The organism is Frigoribacterium sp. NPDC087798 (assembly GCF_044742985.1).
Classification (GTDB): domain Bacteria; phylum Actinomycetota; class Actinomycetes; order Actinomycetales; family Microbacteriaceae; genus Frigoribacterium.
The window spans coordinates 13,006-31,809 of sequence record NZ_JBIUVP010000006.1 but is presented as its reverse complement, the minus strand read 5'-3'; the positions used below and the strand labels follow the sequence as shown (position 1 = coordinate 31,809).

Annotated in this window: 20 protein-coding genes; 7 read left to right on the top strand and 13 right to left on the bottom strand. The window is 72.4% G+C overall.

The features are described from left to right. Positions 1-12 precede the first annotated feature (12 nt). Positions 13-699 (bottom strand): HD domain-containing protein, encoded by a 687-nt coding sequence (locus tag ACIOSR_RS13950; protein ID WP_402752923.1) that lies wholly within the window; start codon positions 697-699, stop codon positions 13-15. A gap of 236 nt (positions 700-935) precedes the next feature. Here ACIOSR_RS13950 and ACIOSR_RS13945 point away from each other — a divergent pair, with 236 nt between their 5' ends. Beyond that, positions 936-1,943, top strand: a complete 1,008-nt coding sequence (locus tag ACIOSR_RS13945; RefSeq protein WP_159825619.1) for a GlxA family transcriptional regulator — start codon at positions 936-938, stop codon at positions 1,941-1,943. 99 nt (positions 1,944-2,042) lie between these two features. Here ACIOSR_RS13945 and ACIOSR_RS13940 read toward each other — a convergent pair whose 3' ends face one another. Beyond that, positions 2,043-3,056 (bottom strand): hypothetical protein, encoded by a 1,014-nt coding sequence (locus tag ACIOSR_RS13940; protein WP_267658997.1) that lies wholly within the window; start codon positions 3,054-3,056, stop codon positions 2,043-2,045. Between the two features lie 103 nt (positions 3,057-3,159). Here ACIOSR_RS13940 and ACIOSR_RS13935 point away from each other — a divergent pair, with 103 nt between their 5' ends. After that, complete coding sequence (locus ACIOSR_RS13935; protein ID WP_233568441.1) at positions 3,160-4,494, top strand: ATP-dependent RecD-like DNA helicase; 1,335 nt, start codon at positions 3,160-3,162, stop codon at positions 4,492-4,494. A 90-nt stretch (positions 4,495-4,584) separates the two neighbouring features. On the opposite strand, the gene ACIOSR_RS13930 is transcribed toward ACIOSR_RS13935, so the two are convergent. Both ACIOSR_RS13930 and ACIOSR_RS13925 read right to left on the bottom strand, forming a co-directional pair. Next, positions 4,585-5,229, bottom strand: coding sequence for a heme oxygenase (biliverdin-producing) (locus tag ACIOSR_RS13930; protein ID WP_402752922.1), 645 nt, complete (start codon positions 5,227-5,229; stop codon positions 4,585-4,587). Positions 5,230-5,371: 142 nt separating this feature from the next. Beyond that, the gene (locus tag ACIOSR_RS13925; protein ID WP_056049797.1) at positions 5,372-5,824 is read right to left on the bottom strand and encodes a DUF4383 domain-containing protein; all 453 of its coding nucleotides are present in this window, start codon (positions 5,822-5,824) and stop codon (positions 5,372-5,374) included. Between the two features lie 172 nt (positions 5,825-5,996). On the opposite strand from ACIOSR_RS13925, the gene ACIOSR_RS13920 reads away from it, so the two are divergent. After that, the gene (locus ACIOSR_RS13920; protein WP_402752921.1) at positions 5,997-6,926 is read left to right on the top strand and encodes a diacylglycerol kinase family protein; all 930 of its coding nucleotides are present in this window, start codon (positions 5,997-5,999) and stop codon (positions 6,924-6,926) included. Positions 6,927-7,022: 96 nt separating this feature from the next. Here ACIOSR_RS13920 and ACIOSR_RS13915 read toward each other — a convergent pair whose 3' ends face one another. Beyond that, positions 7,023-7,982, bottom strand: a complete 960-nt coding sequence (locus ACIOSR_RS13915; RefSeq protein WP_192124952.1) for a helix-turn-helix domain-containing protein — start codon at positions 7,980-7,982, stop codon at positions 7,023-7,025. A 118-nt stretch (positions 7,983-8,100) separates the two neighbouring features. Between ACIOSR_RS13915 and ACIOSR_RS13910 the strand changes: the two genes are divergently transcribed. Next, the gene (locus ACIOSR_RS13910) at positions 8,101-8,583 is read left to right on the top strand and encodes a glutathione peroxidase (protein WP_056049801.1); all 483 of its coding nucleotides are present in this window, start codon (positions 8,101-8,103) and stop codon (positions 8,581-8,583) included. A 19-nt stretch (positions 8,584-8,602) separates the two neighbouring features. Here ACIOSR_RS13910 and ACIOSR_RS13905 read toward each other — a convergent pair whose 3' ends face one another. Together ACIOSR_RS13905 and ACIOSR_RS13900 are read right to left on the bottom strand one after the other, a co-directional pair. Further along, on the bottom strand, positions 8,603-10,081 hold the full coding sequence (locus ACIOSR_RS13905) for a signal peptidase I (RefSeq protein WP_402752920.1): 1,479 nt from the start codon (positions 10,079-10,081) through the stop codon (positions 8,603-8,605). 114 nt (positions 10,082-10,195) lie between these two features. Next, positions 10,196-10,795, bottom strand: a complete 600-nt coding sequence (locus ACIOSR_RS13900) for a hypothetical protein (RefSeq protein WP_056049806.1) — start codon at positions 10,793-10,795, stop codon at positions 10,196-10,198. A 277-nt stretch (positions 10,796-11,072) separates the two neighbouring features. Here ACIOSR_RS13900 and ACIOSR_RS13895 point away from each other — a divergent pair, with 277 nt between their 5' ends. Next, entirely contained in the window at positions 11,073-11,603 is a 531-nt protein-coding gene (locus ACIOSR_RS13895) for a MarR family winged helix-turn-helix transcriptional regulator (protein WP_159825878.1), read from the top strand. Between the two features lie 54 nt (positions 11,604-11,657). On the opposite strand, the gene ACIOSR_RS13890 is transcribed toward ACIOSR_RS13895, so the two are convergent. The 3 genes from ACIOSR_RS13890 to ACIOSR_RS13880 are packed head-to-tail and all read right to left on the bottom strand — an operon-like array spanning position 11,658 to position 15,113. After that, entirely contained in the window at positions 11,658-12,497 is an 840-nt protein-coding gene (locus tag ACIOSR_RS13890; RefSeq protein ID WP_236556915.1) for a hypothetical protein, read from the bottom strand. Next, a complete protein-coding gene (locus ACIOSR_RS13885) occupies positions 12,494-13,642 on the bottom strand; it encodes a DNA adenine methylase (protein WP_402752919.1) in 1,149 nt (382 codons plus the stop codon). The genes ACIOSR_RS13890 and ACIOSR_RS13885 overlap by 4 nt, the downstream gene beginning before the upstream one ends. 19 nt (positions 13,643-13,661) lie before the next feature. Then, positions 13,662-15,113 carry a GAF domain-containing serine/threonine-protein kinase gene (locus ACIOSR_RS13880; RefSeq protein WP_082460653.1) on the bottom strand — a complete coding sequence of 484 codons (1,452 nt, stop codon included), beginning with the start codon at positions 15,111-15,113 and terminating at the stop codon, positions 13,662-13,664. A gap of 141 nt (positions 15,114-15,254) precedes the next feature. Here ACIOSR_RS13880 and ACIOSR_RS13875 point away from each other — a divergent pair, with 141 nt between their 5' ends. After that, on the top strand, positions 15,255-15,965 hold the full coding sequence (locus ACIOSR_RS13875) for an NADPH-dependent F420 reductase (RefSeq protein ID WP_256415794.1): 711 nt from the start codon (positions 15,255-15,257) through the stop codon (positions 15,963-15,965). Between the two features lie 85 nt (positions 15,966-16,050). Here the strand turns inward: ACIOSR_RS13875 and ACIOSR_RS13870 are convergent, their stop codons facing one another. Beyond that, the gene (locus ACIOSR_RS13870; RefSeq protein WP_056049814.1) at positions 16,051-16,476 is read right to left on the bottom strand and encodes a DUF4307 domain-containing protein; all 426 of its coding nucleotides are present in this window, start codon (positions 16,474-16,476) and stop codon (positions 16,051-16,053) included. 205 nt (positions 16,477-16,681) lie between these two features. Beyond that, positions 16,682-16,852: a hypothetical protein gene (locus ACIOSR_RS13865; RefSeq protein ID WP_173154500.1), complete on the bottom strand. Its 171-nt coding sequence runs from the start codon at positions 16,850-16,852 to the stop codon at positions 16,682-16,684. A 343-nt stretch (positions 16,853-17,195) separates the two neighbouring features. Here ACIOSR_RS13865 and ACIOSR_RS13860 point away from each other — a divergent pair, with 343 nt between their 5' ends. Further along, entirely contained in the window at positions 17,196-17,996 is an 801-nt protein-coding gene (locus ACIOSR_RS13860) for a hypothetical protein (protein WP_402752918.1), read from the top strand. On the opposite strand, the gene ACIOSR_RS13855 is transcribed toward ACIOSR_RS13860, so the two are convergent. After that, on the bottom strand, positions 17,993-18,769 hold the full coding sequence (locus ACIOSR_RS13855; RefSeq protein WP_402752917.1) for a septum formation family protein: 777 nt from the start codon (positions 18,767-18,769) through the stop codon (positions 17,993-17,995). The genes ACIOSR_RS13860 and ACIOSR_RS13855 overlap by 4 nt on opposite strands. Between the last annotated feature and the right edge of the window lie 35 nt (positions 18,770-18,804).

Below are 18,804 nucleotides of genomic sequence, written 5' to 3'. Positions count from 1 at the left end.
TCGGCGCCGGGGTCAGAGGCGGTCGAGCGGGTTCGCGGCGATCCGGTCGCGCATGCCGCCCCGAATCGTGCGGGCCGCCTCGGACCCGGGCTTCCGGTGCGCCTGCGTCGACATCAGCCCGCCGAACTCGGCACCGAAGCCGTCACGGGGCAGCCGCTCGACCAGGGCGGCGACCAGTTCGGCCGGCCAGTCCTCACCGCCCACCCCCGACACGTCGAGGCTCGTCGCCCGCTCGAGCAGGTGACCCTCGACGTCGAGGTCGGCCGAGACCGCGGGCCACATGTGCCGCACGATGACGTCCGCCAGCCGCTGGGCGCGTGCGGCCGACCAGCCCGCCCCCGCGGCGAACACCCGGGCGACCTCGCCCCCCGCTCGCTCGAACGGCTCGGTGTGGCTGTCGAACGGCGACGCCAGCCCCACGTCGTGCAGGGCCGCCGCGACGAACAGCAGCTCGTGGTCGAAGGCCAGCCCCTCGCGTCGCCCGAGGTCGACGGCGAGCGCCGCCGAGCGACGGCTGTGCGCGAGCAGGGCCGGGCTCGACACGGCGGCGGCGGCCTCGAGGGCCCGGGCGGCGACGAGCGAGGGAGGCGCGAGCAGCTCGTCGAGGACGGCGGCGGCGGCGGTCGATTGCGGCTCGGGCGTCGGGCGGGGCTCGGCGGTCGATCGCGGCTCGGGCGTCGGGCGGGGCTCGGTGGTCATGGCAGGAACCCTACGGGTGGGCAGGTCCTGCCACGAGTGGCAGTGTTGCCACCACCCGTCGACATCCCGCCACACCGCCCTCCCGCCACACCGCCAGCCCGCCAGCCCGCCAGCCCGCCAGCCCGCCAGCCCGCCAGCCCGCCAGCCCGCCACGATGTGATCACCACGCCACGAGAAAAGATGGCGCGGTGACCACTTCGTGGCGGCGTGCGGCTCGACCCACCCCAGGAGTCCCGATGCCCCCGTTCCGCACCGTCGCCACGATCGTCGCCGACGGCGTCGCGCCGTTCGAGTTCGGCGTGCTCTGCGAGGTGTTCGGCCTCGACCGGACCGACGAGGGCGCGCCTCCGTTCGAGCACCGCATCGTGACCGAGCACCCGGGGCTCGTGCGCACGAACCAGGGCTTCTCGATCACGGTCGACCTCGACCTGGGCGCCGCGGCCGACGCCGACGTCGTGTGCGTGCCGGCCCTGTGGAACCGTCCCGACCAGGCCGAGCTCGTCTCCCCGGCGGTGCGCGAGCTGCTCGTCGCGGCCGAGGCCCGGGGGGCGTGGTTGCTCAGCGTCTGCAGCGGGGCGTTCGTCCTGGCCGAGGCCGGGCTGCTCGACGGCCGACGGGCGACGACGCACTGGCGGTACTCCGACGCCCTGCAGCGCGAGCACCCCGCGATCGAGGTCGACGCCGACGTACTCTTCGTCGAGGACCGCCGGATCATCACGAGCGCGGGCACGGCCGCCGGCATCGACGCCTGCCTGCACCTCGTCCGCCGCGAGCACGGCGCCGCCGCGGCGAACGTGATCGCCCGCCGGATGGTCGTGCCGCCGCACCGCGACGGCGGTCAGAGCCAGTTCATCAAGACGCCCCTCCCGGTCGAGGTCGACGACTCGCTCGCGCCCCTGACCGACTGGATGCTCGGACACCTCCGCGACGACCTGAGCATCGAGGGGTTGGCCGCGAGGGCGCACATGTCGCCGCGCACCTTCGCCCGACGGTTCAAGGCCGAGCTGGGGGCGACGCCGGGGGCGTGGCTCACCCGCCAGCGCCTCCTGCGGTCGCAGGAGCTGCTCGAGGCGACGGGGCTCGGCATCGACGCGATCGCCGACGAGGTCGGCTTCGGTTCGGCAGCCGTCCTGCGACACCACTTCGCCCGCGTCCTCGGCACCACCCCGCGGGCCTACCGAGCGACCTTCGGCGGCGTGGACGACCTGCGCGACCTCGAGCGGGCCGGGGCGGCCACCGCCTGACCAGGACGGACCTTGACAGGCCGATCCGCGCCTCCCGCGTCCGGTCGACCCCGGGTGGCCGGGGCTGCCCGGGGCTGCCCGGGGGCTGACCGGGCGGGCCTAGTCGAACGTCAGCTCGTCGGACGTGCTGATGCGCATCAGGTACGTGACGGTGAAGGGGACGTCCTCGTCGATCGTGTAGCGCTTCCCGTCGAAGAGCGACTGGGCGCCGACGACGAGGTGGGCGGTGCCGGCCACGCCGGGCACCTGCCACTGCCCCGACGGGCCGGGGACGATCGAGACGACGGGGTGGACGGGCACGGTCCACGTCGGGTCGTCGGTGACCCGGTCGTCGACCTGGCGGCCGAAGGGGCACCCGGCCGGCAGCAGCACCTGCTGCGGGACGCACTGCTCGTCGAGCTGCTGGTCGACCATGTCCTGCACGGCCTCGACGAACGCGTCCCGGGGCTGCACCTCGATCGACACCCCCGACGTCGCCCCCACGCTGAGCACGTCGGCCTCGACGGTCGGCGCCTCGAGGTAGCGCGACTCATGGTCGAGCTCGAACCGCGAGGGGGCGAGCACCGTGAACCGGGTCGCGACGTCGGGGGCGTCGGTCGTGACGTCGCGGCCGTCCACCGTGAAGCGGGAGTCGTGCTGGGGCGTCACGTCGAGCTGCGCGGTGGGTGCCTGGACGAAGCGCCAGGCGTGGAACAGCCCGAACCGGGTGCCGGCCCGCTGGACGACGAACTGCGACTGCGCGGGCGCCTCGGCCGTGGCCGACGTGCCCTGCATCGAGTACGAGAGCGTGATCGCGTGCGTGTCGTCGCCGAGGTCGACGTCGCCCACCTCGGTCACGTCGTCGACGCCGCCGAGCGAGGGCACCTCGAGCAGGGCGTCGGCCAGCTGGTCGGTCGGCGTGACGCCGGCGAGGGTCAACGCGCTCGACGTGTCGCCGCGGTCGACCGCCGCCACGTAGCCGCGGACGAAACCGGCGCCGCTGTAGACGGTGGCGTTCAGTGCCACGACGGTGACCCAGAAACCGATCAGCACGAAGAGCAGCGCTCCGCCCCAGATCGCGACGAAGGGCCAGCCGAGCGGTGGGCGCGTCTCCTCCCCCACAGACGACGACATGACGACAACAATAGGAGGCGCGGGTCACGAAGAACCGAGCGTCACGCCCGTCACGGGTAGATTGGTGGCCTCCCCCGCCCCCTCCCGAAAGGTGCTCGTCGTCGTGAGCGTGGCCCTCTCCGCCGAACAGCAGGCGCTGTACGACGCGATCGAGAACACCCGCGAGCACATCTTCGTCACGGGACGGGCCGGCACGGGCAAGTCGACGCTGCTGAACCACCTGTCGTGGAACACCTCGAAGCAGATCGTCATCTGCGCCCCCACGGGCGTCGCCGCCCTCAACGTCGGCGGCCAGACGATCCACTCGCTGTTCCGCCTCTCGGTGGGCCTCATCGCCGACCACGACATCGAGCAGAACGCCGAGCTGCGCAAGCTGCTGAACACCATCGACACGCTCGTCATCGACGAGGTCTCGATGGTCAACGCCGACCTGATGGACGCCATCGACCGCTCGCTGCGGCAGGCGCGGCAGCGCAAGCACGAGCCGTTCGGCGGCGTCCAGGTCGTGCTGTTCGGCGACCCGTACCAGCTGCCGCCGGTGCCGGGCGACGCCGAAGAGCGCGAGTACTTCCGCGACAACTACCGCTCGATGTGGTTCTTCGACGCCAAGGTCTGGGCCGAGGCGAGCCTGCGCATCTACGAACTGGCCTTCATCCACCGCCAGACCGAGGGCGACTTCAAAGAGATGCTCAACGCCGTGCGGCACGGTCGGGTCACGGCCGAGATCGCCGGGGCCCTCAACGGCGCCGGGGCACGCCCCGTGCCGACCGACGGCGGGGCCATCACCCTGGCCACGCGCAACGACACCGTCAACCGCATCAACAAGGTCGAGCTCGATCGCCTGTCGGGCAAGGTGATGACCGCCAAGGCCGAGGTCAGCGGCGAGTTCGGCGGCCGGGCCTACCCGGCCGACGAGGCCCTCGAGCTCAAGGTCGGGGCCCGGGTGATGTTCCTCCGCAACGACTCCGAGCAACGCTGGGTGAACGGCACGACGGGCGTCGTCACCCGGGTGCGCGACACGGTCTTCGTCGAGGTCGACGGCGAGGTCCACGAGGTGCAGCCCGTCGTGTGGGAGAAGCACAAGTACTCGTACTCGGCGACCACCAAGCAGCTCAAGAAGGACGTCGTGGCCGAGTTCACGCAGTTCCCGCTGCGCCTCGCCTGGGCCGTCACGATCCACAAGTCCCAGGGCAAGACCTACGACCGGGCCATCGTCGACCTCGGCTCACGGGTGTTCAGCGCGGGGCAGACCTACGTCGCCCTCAGCCGCATCACCTCGCTCGAGGGTCTGTACCTGTCGCGCCCGCTGCGACCGGCCGACATCATCGTCGACCTCGACGTGCGCCGCTTCATGAGCGAGGCGTCACGCGTGCCGGCCATCGAGGCCGCAGCCGACGCCGGCGTGGGCGACGACGCGACGACGGCCGCCACGGGCTGACCTCCCGATCCGACCACGCGGCGGCCCGGGACCCACCCCGTCGGCGAACGGCTAGGCCGCGGCCTTCGCAGCGGCGAGTTCGGCGATCGGCTAGGCCGCGGCCTTCGCAGCGGCGAGGTCGGCGAACAGCTCGGTGCTGAAGCGGTACGCGGCGCACACCTCGTCGAGCACGTGCTCGCGCTCGTCGGCCGACCAGGCGACGGCGTCGAGCTGGCGACGGTAGGTCGTCTTGAACGACTTCGGCTCGGCGATCTCGGCGAACAGGAAGAACCCGACGCCGTTCGTGTCGAATCCGAACCGACGCTGCAGGATGCTGCGGATCAGGTGGCCGCCCGACAGGTCACCGAGGCAGCGCGTGTAGTGGTGCGCGATGAAGCCGCCGGCCCAGGTCGACGCCTGCTCGATCCGATCGACGTACGCCCGTGTGGTCGACAGCGGTGAGACCCGGGCCCGCCAGTCGGCCCCGAGCAGGAACGCCAGGTCGGCCTCGATGGCCGGCAACCGGGTCAGCCCCGGCGCGAGGAACGGAGCCACCACCGCGTCGCCGGACCACCCCGCGGCGGCGTCCTCGAGGGCGGCGTAGACGAAGTAGTGCTGAGCGAGCAGCTGCACGTAGTCGTCCCGCGTGCCCCGGCCGATCAGCAGGTCGGTCATGAACGAGCAGCCGACGTCGACGGGGACCCGCTCGGCCGTACGCTCGCGCACCGCCTCGGAGAAGGGGATGACGACGGTCATGGTGCGCACCTCCTGGTCACCTGGGTTAGGTGACCCTAACCCTAGCCAGGGAGGCGCGGCGCCGGTAGCCCCCGGGGCCGATCCCGGCGGACGTGCAGCCGGATCGCAGCGCGTCGAGAGGTGCGGCGCCCTGCGGCAGGGGTCAGCGGCGGCGGCGCTCGGCCCCCACGGCGGTCGCGAGCAGCAGCAGGCCGCCGACGAGGTGCGTGACGTTGTCGCCGAGGTTGAAGGCCAGGAAGTTGACGTCGGTGCCCTCGAGGAAGAACCCGGCGACGCCGAAGACCACGAAGATCAGGCCGATCCAGGTGTTGATGTACCGCGCGCTCGCTCGCGACGACGCGCCGGCGATGATCAGCGCGGCACCGGCCAGCACCCAGACGACGACCAGCGCGGGGTTGAGGTTCCAGACGAACCAGAGCGACGCGCCCTGCGTGGAGAAGAACGTGCCCATGTCCTCGACGAGGAACCCGATGGCGCCGAGCAGGAGGAACACCGTGCCGACGAACAGGCCGGCCCCGCGGTTGGGCGACTCGCGGATGGTCGGCTCGTAGGGGGCCGGGGTCGCGGTCGTCGTGGTGCCGTGGGTGCTGCTCATGGTGAAGATGCCTCTCGTCCGTGGGTCAGCGTCCAGTATGCCCGCCGTGCGACGCACCTGCCTCGGCGTCACACCCCCGGCCCGGCGTGACACCCCGGGAACGCGGGGTGTCGCGCCGGAACAGGGGTGTCACGCGGCCCGCGGGGCGCGCGGGGCTGGCAAGATCGACGCCATGACACCGACGCCCCGCCGCCTGGTCGTGGCGATCAACCCCGGCGCCTCCGCCGGCGGCCGGAAGCACCTCGCCGACGGGGTGCTCGCCGGGCTCCGCGGTGCCGGCCACACGGTCGTGCCGCTCACCGAGTCGAGCTACGACGACCTAGTGGCCGCCGCCCGTCGCGAGCTCGACCCCGACCACGGCGAGCGTCCCGACGCCCTGATCGTCGTCGGCGGCGACGGCATGGTGAACCTCGGGGCCAACCTCGTCGCGGGCACCGACGTGCCGCTGGGACTGGTGCCGACCGGCACCGGCAACGACACGGCCCGGGCGTTCGGGCTGCCCCACGACGACGCCGAGGCGGCCACGCGCCTCCTGGTCCGGCTGCTCGAGGGCGAGCCGACGACGATCGACGCCGGACGCGTGCTGCAGGCCGACGGCCGGGCCACCTGGTTCGCCTGCATGGTCTCGGCCGGTTTCGACGCCGTCGTGAACGAGCGGGCCAATCGGCTGAGCTGGCCGAAGGGGCGCCGCCGCTACGACGTCGCGCTCGCCATCGAGCTGGTGCGCCTGCCGCGCATCTCGTACCGCCTCGAGCTCGACGGGGTCGCCTCGACGGTCGAGGGCACCCTGATCTCGGTCGGCAACGGCCAGTCGCTCGGCGGCGGCATGAAGGTCACGCCCGACGCCGTGCTCGACGACGGGCTGCTCGACGTGCTCGTGGTGGAGCGGCTGACGCGCTGGCAGTTCGTCCGGCTGTTCCCGAGCGTGTTCCGCGGCACCCACCTGAGCCACCCGAACGTGACCGTGCACCGCGTGCGTCGGGCCGTGATCGAGGCCGACGGGGTCGCCGCCTACGCGGACGGCGAGCGCGTCGGGCCGCTGCCCGTCACGGTCGAGGTCGTCCCGGGCGCCCTGCGCGTCTACGCCGCCATCGGTCGCTGACCGCCGGATCGAGCCCGGGAGGCGCGCTCGGCGGCGAGGCGGCCCGGGAGGCGCGCTCGGCGGCGAGGCGGCCGCACGCTCCGGGCACCCCCGACCTCAGCCGCGGTGCAGCGTCTCGCGGGGGTACTCGCCGAACCGTTGCTGGTACGCGGCCGAGAACCGGCCGAGGTGGGCGAAGGCCCAGTGTCGGGCGACGTCGGCGACGGTCGTGGCGTCCGGGGCGGCCGCCCGCAGCGCGTCGTGCACGCGCTCGAGGCGGATCTCGCGCAGGTAGGCCGTGGGCGTGGTGTCGAGGTGACGACTGAACGCCTGTTGCAGCCCGCGCGGGGTGAGCCCCGCCTCCCGGGCGATGTCCACGGCCGAGATCGGCAGGTGGGCGCTGGCGTGCATGTACTCGACGGCGAGGCGGAGGCTCGCGTTCCGCGGTGCCAGCAGCGCCGCGGGCATCTGGCTCGAGGTGTGGGCGAAGGTGTCGAGCAGGGCCACCGCGGCCATCCGGGCCATCTCGGTGCGCATCAGGTCGCTGGGTTCGCCCGAGCCCAGGTAGGCGCGTCCGATCAGACGGACCGTGGCGTGCCAGGCCTGCATCGCGGCGGACGAGACGGGGGCGGCGTGGTCGAAGCGGAGCGTGCCGGGCATGACGCCGTGCTGCTCGGCCGCGACCTCGTCGACGACCGACTTGGAGAGGTGGAGCAGGCTCTGGTTGACGTCCTCGGTGGTGAACTCGAAGTCCCGCCCCTCGGGGAAGAGGATCGGTCGTCCGACGGCTCCGGCCACCTCGTCGCGACCGTTGTCGATCGTGGAACGTCCGTCGAGCAGCCAGTGGACGACGTGCTCGTCACCCGCGGCCGCCTGCCCGTCGACGCGACCCATGAACATCGTCGACCGCAGGGTCATGGCCCCGTCGCCGACGATGGTGTGGCGGAACGAGAAAGGGGCCTCGGTGGGAGCGACGCGGAAACCCCGGCCGTTGTACCCGGCCTGCAGGATGTCGACCGCCTCGTCGAGATCGCGCCCCCGCGCGTCGAAGCGCATCTTGTCGTCGCGGGCAGCCATCTCAGCGAATTGTTGCACGCACTCCAAACCCCGCACCAGTCGATCCCAGGGGGGTTGACAGTCGCTCGGCGACGTGTCTGAGGGCCGGCTCGCAGCGGGCGGGCCTACGGTCGGACCCATGACGCTCGACGACATCACCCTGACCACGATCCGCGGCGAGTCCACCACGTTCGGCGCCTACGCCGACAAGGTCGTGATGGTCGTGAACGTGGCCTCCCGCTGTGGCCTCGCGCCCCAGTACGAGAAGCTCGAGGCGCTGCAGAAGCAGTACGGCGAGCAGGGCTTCACGGTGCTGGGCTTCCCCAGCAACCAGTTCTTCCAGGAGCTCTCGAGCGGCGAGGCCATCGAGGAGTACTGCTCGGCGACCTGGGGCGTGACCTTCCCGATGATGGAGAAGGTCAAGGTCAACGGTCGGGGTGAGCACCCGCTCTACACCGAGCTGAAGAAGGCCACCGATGCCGACGGCAAGGCCGGCCGCGTCAAGTGGAACTTCGAGAAGTTCGTGATCACGCCCGGCGGCGCCGTGCACCGCTTCCGTCCCACGACCGAGCCCGACGCCCCCGAGGTCGTCGCGGTGATCGAGGAGGCACTGGCCGGCTGAGCAGACCCGCTGCGGTCGCTCAGTGGCCGGCCGCGTACCGGGCCTGCACGGCCGAGGCGCTCTGGGCCGAGTTGTTGTAGATCGTCGTGCCGTCGACCGAGCCGACGAAGTAGCCGTTGGTCGGAGCCGACGGCAGCCCGCTGAGCGGGGCGTAGCCGACCCGCCAGTAACCGGTGGCCGTCTGCACGGTCTTGTTGGTGCTGTCGGTGACGACGGCGACGCCGTCGACGTAGACCACCGTGCTCGTTCCCGAGAGGGTGGCGACCACGTGGTGCCAGGCGCCGTCGTTGTACGAGGCGGGCGTCGTCGTCGCCTTGGTCGTGGTCGTGGTGGGGCGCACGCCGAGGACGATCTTGCCCGCCGTGGTCAGGTACAGCGCGCGGTCGGCGGTCGTGTTCGTGCCGGTCTGTGCCGTCGTGAAGGCGGCCAGGGTGCCCCCGGCCGTGCTGGTCGTGCGGAACCAGGTCTCGATCGTGAAGGCGGCCTGGCCGGTGAGGTTGACCGCGGTCGTGACCTGACCCGTGCCGTCGAGCTGCAGGTAGGGGCTCTGGTTCGTGGCGCACGAGCCGGCGACGAACGTCGCCCCGCCGCTCAGGGTGCCCACTCGGGCGAACGAGCTGCCGTCGGTGGTGGTCGTGCCGGACGTCTCGTTGTACGGGAAACCGTACGAGGTCTGCGAGTTGTAGGTGTCCTGCAGGCAGTCGTAGTTCCCGGCACCGAAGCTCGAGGTCGGGTTGGCGGTCGGGGCGGCGAACGCGGCGTGCGCGCCACCGGACACGACGAGGGTGAGTGCGAGACCGCCACCGATCGCTGCCAGGCCGATCGCGCCTCCTGCGGTCCTCAGGCGACGGAGGCGCCGCTCGCGACGGCGCTGGACGCGGCGGCCGGCGGGGGCGGTCACCCGAGGCGACGCGGAACGCTCGTCACGCAGCAGGTACCGGTCGTTGCGGCTGAGCAGGACGACGAGGATCAGCAGTCCGCCGGTGACCAGCAGGTGGCCGTACTGGTGGGCCGCGGCCCAGACGAAGGGCGTTCCGACGTACGGCACGCGCAGGAACCCGACGCCGATGACGGCGCTGCGGTCGATCGGCGTCGAGTCGACGCTCGGGTTGGCGTCGCCCTTGGTGACGATCTGCCCGGCCTGGCCGTTGTCGTGGTAGCGGTGCAGCCGCAGGTGCCCGGCCTGGTCGGGGTCGTCGAAGAGGAGGACCTGACCGCGGTGCACGTCGGACGCCGCCACGGGCTTCGCGACGACGACGTCGCCGGGGTGGATGCGGGGCTCCATCGAGCCGGTCATCACGGTCGTGGGGCTCCAGCCGAGGGCGGCGGGAGCGGCCGCGTAGACCATCAGGCCGAGCAGCGAGTAGAGCACGACGCGGGACGCGGTGCCGAGGGCCAGGCGCGTCCAGTCGAGCCACGGACGAGAGGCACCCAGGGACACGGTGATCGAGGCCGGGGCCGCGGTGGTGGGCCGCAGCTTCAGGTCGATCGTGCTCATGGGTGCCTCTGCTCGGGGGTGGTGCGGATGATGCGGTGTCGGGCCGCCTGGTGCGGTGGTGCGCGGTGCTGGTGCGGTGTCGCCGTGACGCGGGGGTCAGCCGCGGGACGGGCCTCAGCTGTTCTGGGCCTCCCAGGTGAGGCCGAGGCTCGCGGTGCCGCCCTGGGTCGTGTTGGGGGCGGTGTTCGAGACGGTGTAGGTCACCTGGTAGGTGCGGGTCTCGGACGCGGTGCCGGTGGGGGCCCAGGTGCCGACGCCGTTGGAGTAGTTGGTGTAGCTGGTGCCGAAGGCGGCCAGCGTGCCGTTGTAGAGGCTCGAGCCCGCGGAGAGCGGGGTGAAGCCGGTGCACGAGCCGAAGCCGCCGCCGGTGCCCTGCACGACGCTCAGCGTGATGTTCGACGCGAGGTTGTTGGTCGTGGCGGCGCCCGTCCCGTAGAGCTTGACGGCCGAGGCGAGCGAGCCCGTGCTGGTGACGGCGATGCAGTTGCTGCCGGTCTGGCCGGGCTTGAGGTTCGTGGCGGTGAAGAGCGCGGTGTTGCTGTCGTCGTCGGTCAGGGCGACGGTGCCGGCGGTCCAGTTGCTGGTGGGGTTCACCGTGGTCGACGAGAAGGCCGAGTACGACGCCGTCGAGACGACGATGCCCGAGGCGACGAGGGCGGCGGGGATGGCGATCCAGGCGGCGATGCGGGCGATGCGGGGCGTGGGACGGGACATGGTGTGCTCCAGGGCGAGAGGGTGGAAAGGGGGGATGTCGGGGGCCACCCCGGCGAGGTGATTCAGGGGCTTCGCCGGTGAGAAGCTCACCTCCCGAACCGTTCCGGTTTCGAGTGGTCGTTGTTCTCAAGTGGTACGACAATCAAATTACTTGGACTCCGAGAGGCACGCAAGGCGAACCATGTCCCCAGTGGTGGGGGTGTCACGATCGTCGAGATTCTTGTTGACTGAGCCGGTGCCATGGACGGCACGCCCACACGCGTCACGGAGGACCACCTTGCTCATCTCCCCACCCCGGGCCGACCCCGGCCTCATCACCGGCCCCGGCCTCACGCCCGACCCCGGCCTCGCCCCCGGCGACCTCGGCCGCCTGCTCGACTCGTTCCGCCTGTTGATGCTGAACCACTCGCGGGTGCTCGACCACCAGGGCGACCTCTTCGGGCTGGGCGACACCGACATCCGGTTCCTCTTCTACGTGTGGGCCACCGGCGACCTGGTCACCCCGAAGCGGGCGGCCGAGCACCTCGACCTCTCGTCGGGTGCGATGACCAACCTCGTCGACCGCCTCGTCGACGCCGGGCACCTCGACCGGCGCCGCAACCCGGACGACCGCCGCAGCGTCATCGTCAGCCGCACGCCACGCGGCGTCGAGGTCACGACGGCCATCGCGAGCGCCTACGCCGCCGCGTTCGCCGAGGTCGTGCCGGCGTCGCGACACGGCGCCCTCGCCGACACGCTGCTCGACCTCGGCCGGGCGTTCGACCGCCACGGGGTCGGCACCCGGGACGCGCCCCACGCCGCCGCCTGACCCGCCTGACCCGCCTCGGCTGCGGGCCGCGGGCCACGGGCCGCGGGCCGCGGCCTAGGGGATGAGGCGGCGCAGGCGTGCGGCGTCGGCCAGGTCGGCCCGGAAGCGGTCGAGCGTCGACAGCGTGTAGAGCCCGTCGATCTGCTGGTCGACCCAGAGCTGGTGGATGCGCTTGAGGTCGGCCTGACGGCTCTTCCAGCCGATGCCGTCGATCACGGCCATGACGGTCTGTCGGGGCAGCCGCACGTCGGCCATCTCCTCGATCTCGCGGACGGCGTCGGTCAGCTTCGAACCGGTCGAGTCGAACCCCTTCGCCGCGACCACGATGGCGGGCTCCTCCGCCGAGGGGATCACCAGGTCGCACGGCGCCGTACGGTTCGCCCGGCCGGTGAACCGCGTCCGCGTGCCGCAGGCGAGTCCGAGGTCACGGGCGATGGCCTCGATCTCGTCCTCGAGCCGCCGACCCGACACCCCGGCGCGGATCGCCGACGCCCGGGTGCCGGCCCGGGCCGAGAGCAGGTCGCCGAAGTCGTACGTGCGGTGCCGCTGGGACGCGACGAGGCGGACGAGCTCGAACTCGTCGTCGAGGTGGGCGACCAGTTCGTCGGCCCGTCCGCGCGCGAGCGTCAGCCAGCTCGGGGTGTCGAAGGCGTGCCGCAGCGAGTTGCGCAGCTTCTCCTGCGACAGCCCGACGGCCAGGCCGAGGGCGGGCACCCACGCCGGGTGCTGCCGGGTCCACTCGGCGAGGTGGTCGCGGTCGACGACGGGCAGGTCGCCGAGGCTCGCCGCGGCCCGGCCGAGGTCGGTCGCCGCGGCCGACGGCGCGGTCGGGTCGACGTGCGGGGTCATGCGGCCGAGCGAGGCGACGTACTCGTCGAAGGTGGGGATCGTCACGGTCGGTCCCTCCCGACGAAGACGTACTCGGTGGCCGCGGTGCGGGTCGCCGCGCGGTGCGTGCCGAAGCTGTAGGTGTGGTCGACCACGCGCACCTCGACGTGCGGCTTGACCGTGCGCATCAGCTGCTCGATGCGCTCGCGGCTCGGCACGGCGTTCGACGAGTACGACAGCACGAGCGCCCCGGCGTCGGCGAACTGCTCGAAGGTGCGCACGAGGGCGTCGTCGACCGTGCGCGGGTAGGCGAACGGCGTGAACAGCTTGGCGATCTTCTTCGTCTTGGTCTCGGTCATGATCGTCTGCCCCCGCCAGTACACGGCCAGCCCCTGCAGGAAGTGGTACCGCTTCATGTAGTCCGCGTCGTCCCGAGGAGGCGCGTAGGGCGGATCGAGGTACACCAGGTCGGCGGGTGGTCGCCCGAGGTCGGCGACGTCGCCCTCGACGGCCTCGTGCGCGAGCCCGTCGTCGAACACGGTGGCGCCGTAGGCCCGGACGGCCGCCCGGAACTGCTCGGCCATGGTCAGCCGCAGGTCGCGGCGCCCGTCGTCGTACCGCGCCCCGGTGAAGGTGAAGACGCCCCGGGGCTGCTTGCGCGCCGCGGCCAGCACGAGGCCCGCGATCGCCAGGTCGCGCTCGGCACCGACGAGCCGGTCGACGTGCGACCAGGCCGAGTCGAGGAACGCCCGGTCGTCGGCCGAGAAGAACACGCCGTCGAAGGTGCGGCGGACGACGTCGCGGTCGTCCGCGGGCGGGCCGCAGATCTCGTCGACGAGCTCGTCGGACAGCGTCGTCGACCCGTTGACGACGGAGGCGCGGGCGATGACCGCGGGGAACGCCAGGAAGTCGTTGCTCACGACCTGGCGACCTTCCGCCTTCATCAGGTACGAGACGACGCCGGACCCGCTGAAGGCGTCGATCGCGGTCGAGGGCCGCACCGCGCCTCCTCGGCCTCCGGGTTCGCGGCTCGACACGGACGCGACGCTCGAGAAGACGTCGTGCAGCACGGGCAGCAGCGCGTACTTCGAGCCCATGTAGCGCAGGCGGGGGAAGGCGGCGACGCGGGCGGGCACGGGGGCGGCCCCGGTCGCGGAGGACTGCCTCACGGTGGGCCGGCTCGCGGCGGAGGGCACGAGCTCGACGGTCACCGGGCAAGTCTGCCGCACGTCAGCGGTCGGACGGGCTCCGGGTGCGGGAGTCGAGGTCGACGCGCTCGGCGTGCGGGACGCTGCCGGTGGTCGTGCCGGCGATGCGCAGGCTCTCTTGTCGCAGCTCGAGCTGGGCGACGACGAGCGCCGCGAGGTCGGCGAGGTTGGCGACCTGCTCGTCACTGGCCGTGCCCGGCTCGCGCCCGATCACCGAGAGGGTGCCGATCGTGTGGCCGTCGCGCCGGGTGAGGGGCACGCTGACGTAGAACCGCATGCCGAGCGGACCGGTGACCAGCGGGCTCGACGCCACGCGACGGTCGGTCGCGGCGTCCTCGATGACCAGCGGCTCGGACGAGTGGACGGCCCCGAGCGAGAGGTCGATGTGCCGGGCGATGTCGCCCACGGCGGGGTCGTAGTGGGTCGTGAACCACGTGCGGTCGTCGTCGATGACGGTCGCCAGGGCGATGGGCGCCGAGAACAGGCGGGCCGCCATGGCGGTGACGCGGTCGAGCGCCTCGTTGGGCAGGGTGTCGAGCACCTCGCTGTGGTCGAACGGCTCGGTGTCGCCCCCGCGCATCGAGCCGTCGCCGGTCGACAGGTCGCCCACGGCGTCGCGGTGCTCGGTCGTCTCGGTGATGACCACGTCGCGCATCATCGCGACGAGCTCGGCCCGCGTCGGCCGCTCGGCGGGGTCGCGGCGGGTCATCGCCCGCAAGGCGTGACGCCAGTGCTCGGGCAGCGGGTCGGGCAGCACCGGGTCGCGCGACAGCCGGGCCACGGCCGACTCGACGAGCGACCCCGGGAACTCGCGTCGACGCGTGAAGCACTGCAGCAGCACGAGGCCGAGGCTGTAGACGTCGCTCGGGGGGCCGACCTGGCCGCCCACGGCCTGCTCGGGGCTGAGGTACGCCGCGGTGCCGGTGGTGACCCCCTCGGCGGTGAGTCGTTCGACGTCCTCGGTGAGGGCGATGCCGAAGTCGGCGAGCTTGGCCCGGGCGCGGGCCGCCTCGTGGTCGCCGTAGTCGACGAGCAGGATGTTCGACGGCTTGATGTCGCGGTGCACGACCGCGTGGCCGTGGATGTAGTCGAGCGCCTCGGCCATGTCGTAGCCGATCTCGGCGATGTGCCGCGGGGCGAGCGCGCCGTGCCGCAGACGGTCTTCGAGGTTGAGGCCGGCGATCAGCGGCATAACGAGGAAGCGTTGCGGACCGTTCGGCCCCTGCTCGACGCCGGCGTCGAAGAGACCGACGAGGCCGTGGTGCTCGAGGCTCGACAGCACGCCGAGCTCGGCCTCTTGTCGGGCCGGGTCGACCATCGCGCTGTGGAAGACCTTGATCGCGACCGTGCGGTTGAGGCTCTCGTCGACGGCCTTGTAGACGGTCGCCATGCCGCCCCGGCCCACGACGGACTGCAGGCGGTAGCGCTCGGCGAGGACGCGATCGAGCGCGTCGTCCTGCTGTGGCGCGGCCATCGCCTCCCCCTCGTGACTGGTGTGTGGTCCATCCTGTCGCATGCGGGGCGATCTCGTGACGGTCCGGCGGATGACGATCGCATCACGACGAGGTCACGCCCACCGCCCGGGGACCCCGGCGCGAGCGGACCGGACCTTGCGATGCCCTGGGAGAACGCCGTCGTCGGGAAGGCATCGGGCGGGCCATCGGTTGCGTTGCGCATGACAACCTACGGAATCATCGGAGCAGGCAACATCGGCAGCCAGGTCGCCCGGGCGGTCATCGCCCACGGCCACGACGTCGTGATCAGCAACTCGCGCGGCCCCGAGACCCTGGCCGACCTCGTGGCCGACCTCGGCCCCAAGGCCCGGGCCGCCACGGCGACCGAGGCCGGCGAAGCGGGCGACGTCGTCGTCGTCACCGTCCCCCTCAAGAACGTCGACCAGGTGCCCGTCGAGCCGCTCGCGGGCAAGACCGTGATCGACACGAACAACTACTACTTCGAGCGCGACGGCCACATCACCGCGCTCGACGAGGGCACCGACACGACCGCCGAGATGCTGCAGCGCCACCTGCCCACCAGCACGGTCGTCAAGGGCTTCAACCACATCCCGGCCGACGACATCACGACCGACACCGCCCCGGCCGGCACCCCCGACCGCCGCGCGCTGGCCACGTCGAGCGACTCCCCCGAGGCCGTCGCGCTGATGACCGACCTCTACGACGAGCTCGGCTTCGACACCGTCGACGTCAGCCCGTTGTCCGAGAGCTGGCGCGTCGAGCGCGACCGCCCGGCCTACGTCGTCCGTCAGACGAAGGACGAGCTCGTCGCCAACCTGGCGAAGGCGAACCGGGTGCCGCAGGCCTCCTGACCCGGCCGGGCGGTGACGCCGCCCGACGAACGCGACCCGCGCCTCCTGCAGGAGGCGCGGGTCGCGTCGTTCGTGGAGGTGCCGGTCAGAGCACCCAGCAGCGGTAGGCCGAACCGGTCACGGCTCGCTCGCTGGTCACGAGCGAGGTCGTGTAGGTCTGCGTGAACGTGTCGACCGCGGGCAGGTCGACGACCTTCCACCCGACCACCGCGCGGTTCTCGTTCAGCGCCTGCACCGCGCAGCCGACGTCCGTGCCGCCCGCGACGTTGATCGTGTACTGCACCTGGACGGCGTCGTCGCCCGCGACGGTGAAGCCGTAGTGGCTCACCTCGAGCTCGGCCGAGTCGCCGTCGAACGCGACGAGCACGACCCAGGCCGCCACCACGACGGCCACGACGGCACCCGCGACGAGAGCGATCAGTCGCGATCGACGGGTTCGGCCCGGCCGCCGGCCGTACCGACTGTCGAGCCGTGAGGCCGGATCGGCGCGGGCCGGGTCGAGGGTCTGCATGGCGTCAAGGGTAGGAGGCGCCGGCTCGGAAGCGCATGGACGTCACGTCCCGCGGTGGCCGACCGGCCGAGGCGGGCCGCCTGGACGGCTCGGGCCGCCTCGAGGGGTTAGGCCGCCTCGAGGGGTCAGGCCGCCTCGGCCTCGAAGAGCATCGACAGGTCGAGGGGCTCGGTGGGGGCCAGTTCGACGTAGACGAGGTCGTCGTTCACAGGAAGAGCCCGTTGCTGAGGAAGAGCGCGGCGACGAGGCTCGCGCTGGCGCCGACGGCTGCCGTGGCGATGACGAAGAGGGTCGCCTGGCGTTCGGTCTCGCGGACCTCGGAGAAGGGGCTGTGGTCCGCGTCGATGCGGCGACGCGACGGCGTGAGGAGTGTCATGGTGTGTCCGATCTCGGCAGCCCTGTGCTGCCTGCCCGTGATGCTGTTGCCGGAGGGGGCGCGACCCGGTCGCATCCCGCACCGCCCGTGAAGTCGGTGCACAGGAATGAAACCACGGGATAGCTAGTCCCTCTAACTACTCGACCGGGCTGTTCGCATTGCGGACAGCGCCCCCTCTCCGTCGTCGACCAAGCCGGCTCCGAGGCCTGATTCTGCGGCCTTCTGCGCCACCCACCCCCGAAAGGGGAATGTCCTCATTTCGGGGGACCGGCAGACTGACCTCGGTCTCGGGACGAGACCGGCGGAGGCCGCGCCTCCTGCACTGCACGGATTGCGAACGCACATGCCCCTGGTCGAGACCCCGACCCCCCGCCCGCACGGCCGCCTGATCGCGGCCGTCCTGCGCGCCTCCCAACCCCTCTTCCGCCTGCACCTCGCGCTGTACCGGCGCGAGGTGGCGCGGGCGCCCTACCCCCGCGACGCCCGCCGCATGACCGTCGACGGCCCGGACCCCGTGCACCTGCTCTTCGTCGGCAGCATCGCCGTCGAGGGCTTCGGCGTGCTCGCTCACGACCTGACCTGCGCCAGCCAGACCGCCCGCCTCGTCGGCTCGGCCCGGGGCCGCGGCGTCACCTGGCGCGAGGTCTCGGCACCCGTGCTCACCGCCGCCGAGGCCGCCCGCGTCGAGCTGCCGACCGAGCCCGCAGAGGCGGCGGTGGTGCTGCTCGGCATCTGTGACGTCCTGCTGGCGACCGGGGGCGCCTCCTGGGAGGCCGACCTCCGCCGTCTCGCCGACCGGGTGCGCGAGACGGCCGGCCCCGACTGCCGCATGGTCTACGTCGGCATCCCGCCGATGGCCGAGTTCCGGCCGATCCCCCCGGTGGCCAAGCGACTGCTGACCCGTCAGATCGAACGGCTGAACGCGCTGACGGCCCGGGTCGCCCTGACCACGCCCGGCGCATCGTGGGTGCCGTTCCCCGAGTGGCGGTCCGAGGGGATGTACCACCAGGAGCTGCTGTCGTGGGCCACCATGCACCGGCGCTGGGGGCAGGCGATCGCGCCGGCCGTGGTGAGGTCGCTCGGGGGCGTCACCGCCGCCGAGGCGCGGCACGAGACCGAGGCCGGGCCGGGAGTCCCGGCCTAGACGCCCGAGTCCGCCAGGCTGCCGACGCGGGTCGTGCCGTACGTGTACGCGTAGCAGACGACCGAGCGCTCGCCGTCGTCCCAGCCCTTCTCGGTGGGGGCGAGCACGCCGTAGTCGGCGAGGGACTCGTCGTACGAGGCCCCGACGTAGTCGCTGAAGGCCGCGTCGCAGAGGTCGGCCGCCTCGTCCAGGACCTCGTAGCCGCCGGGGAACGCCCCGCCGTCCAGCTCGTCCACCAGGTAGGCCTCTTCGTCGTGGGCCTCGTCGCACGAGGCGGTCTCGACGTCGCCGGTGCCCTCGCGACCAAGGTCGCCGACGGTGAAGCAGGTGCCGACGTCGAGCCCGTCGACGCTGGTCACGCCCGAGAAGTCGAGGGGGTAGAGGTAGTCGCCGTAGACCGCGTCCGAGCCGAAGTACGTGGTGGGGTCCTCGTCGGCGTACGACGAACCGTCGTCGTAGCCGTAGCCCGCCGACCCGCCGGCGAGCGACATCCCGCCGAGTAGGCCGGCCCCGCCGCCGACGATCAGGGCGACGACCGCCGCACCGACGATCGCGAGGACCCAGGGGGTCCTCGACGGCTGCGACGGCAGGGCGGGGAGGAACGCAGGAGGCGCGGCGTAGGGGTCCTGCGTCGGCCACGCCTGCCAGGGGGCCTGGGCCTGCGGCTGGGGCTGGGGCTGCTGCTGCTGCGGCTGCTGCTGCTGCGGCTGCTCGGGCTGCTGCCATCCCTGCGGTCGCTGCTCGGGTGCGCCCGGCTCGATCGGTGTGCTCACGGTCGTCCCCTTCGTGGACCGGGCGGTCGGATCAC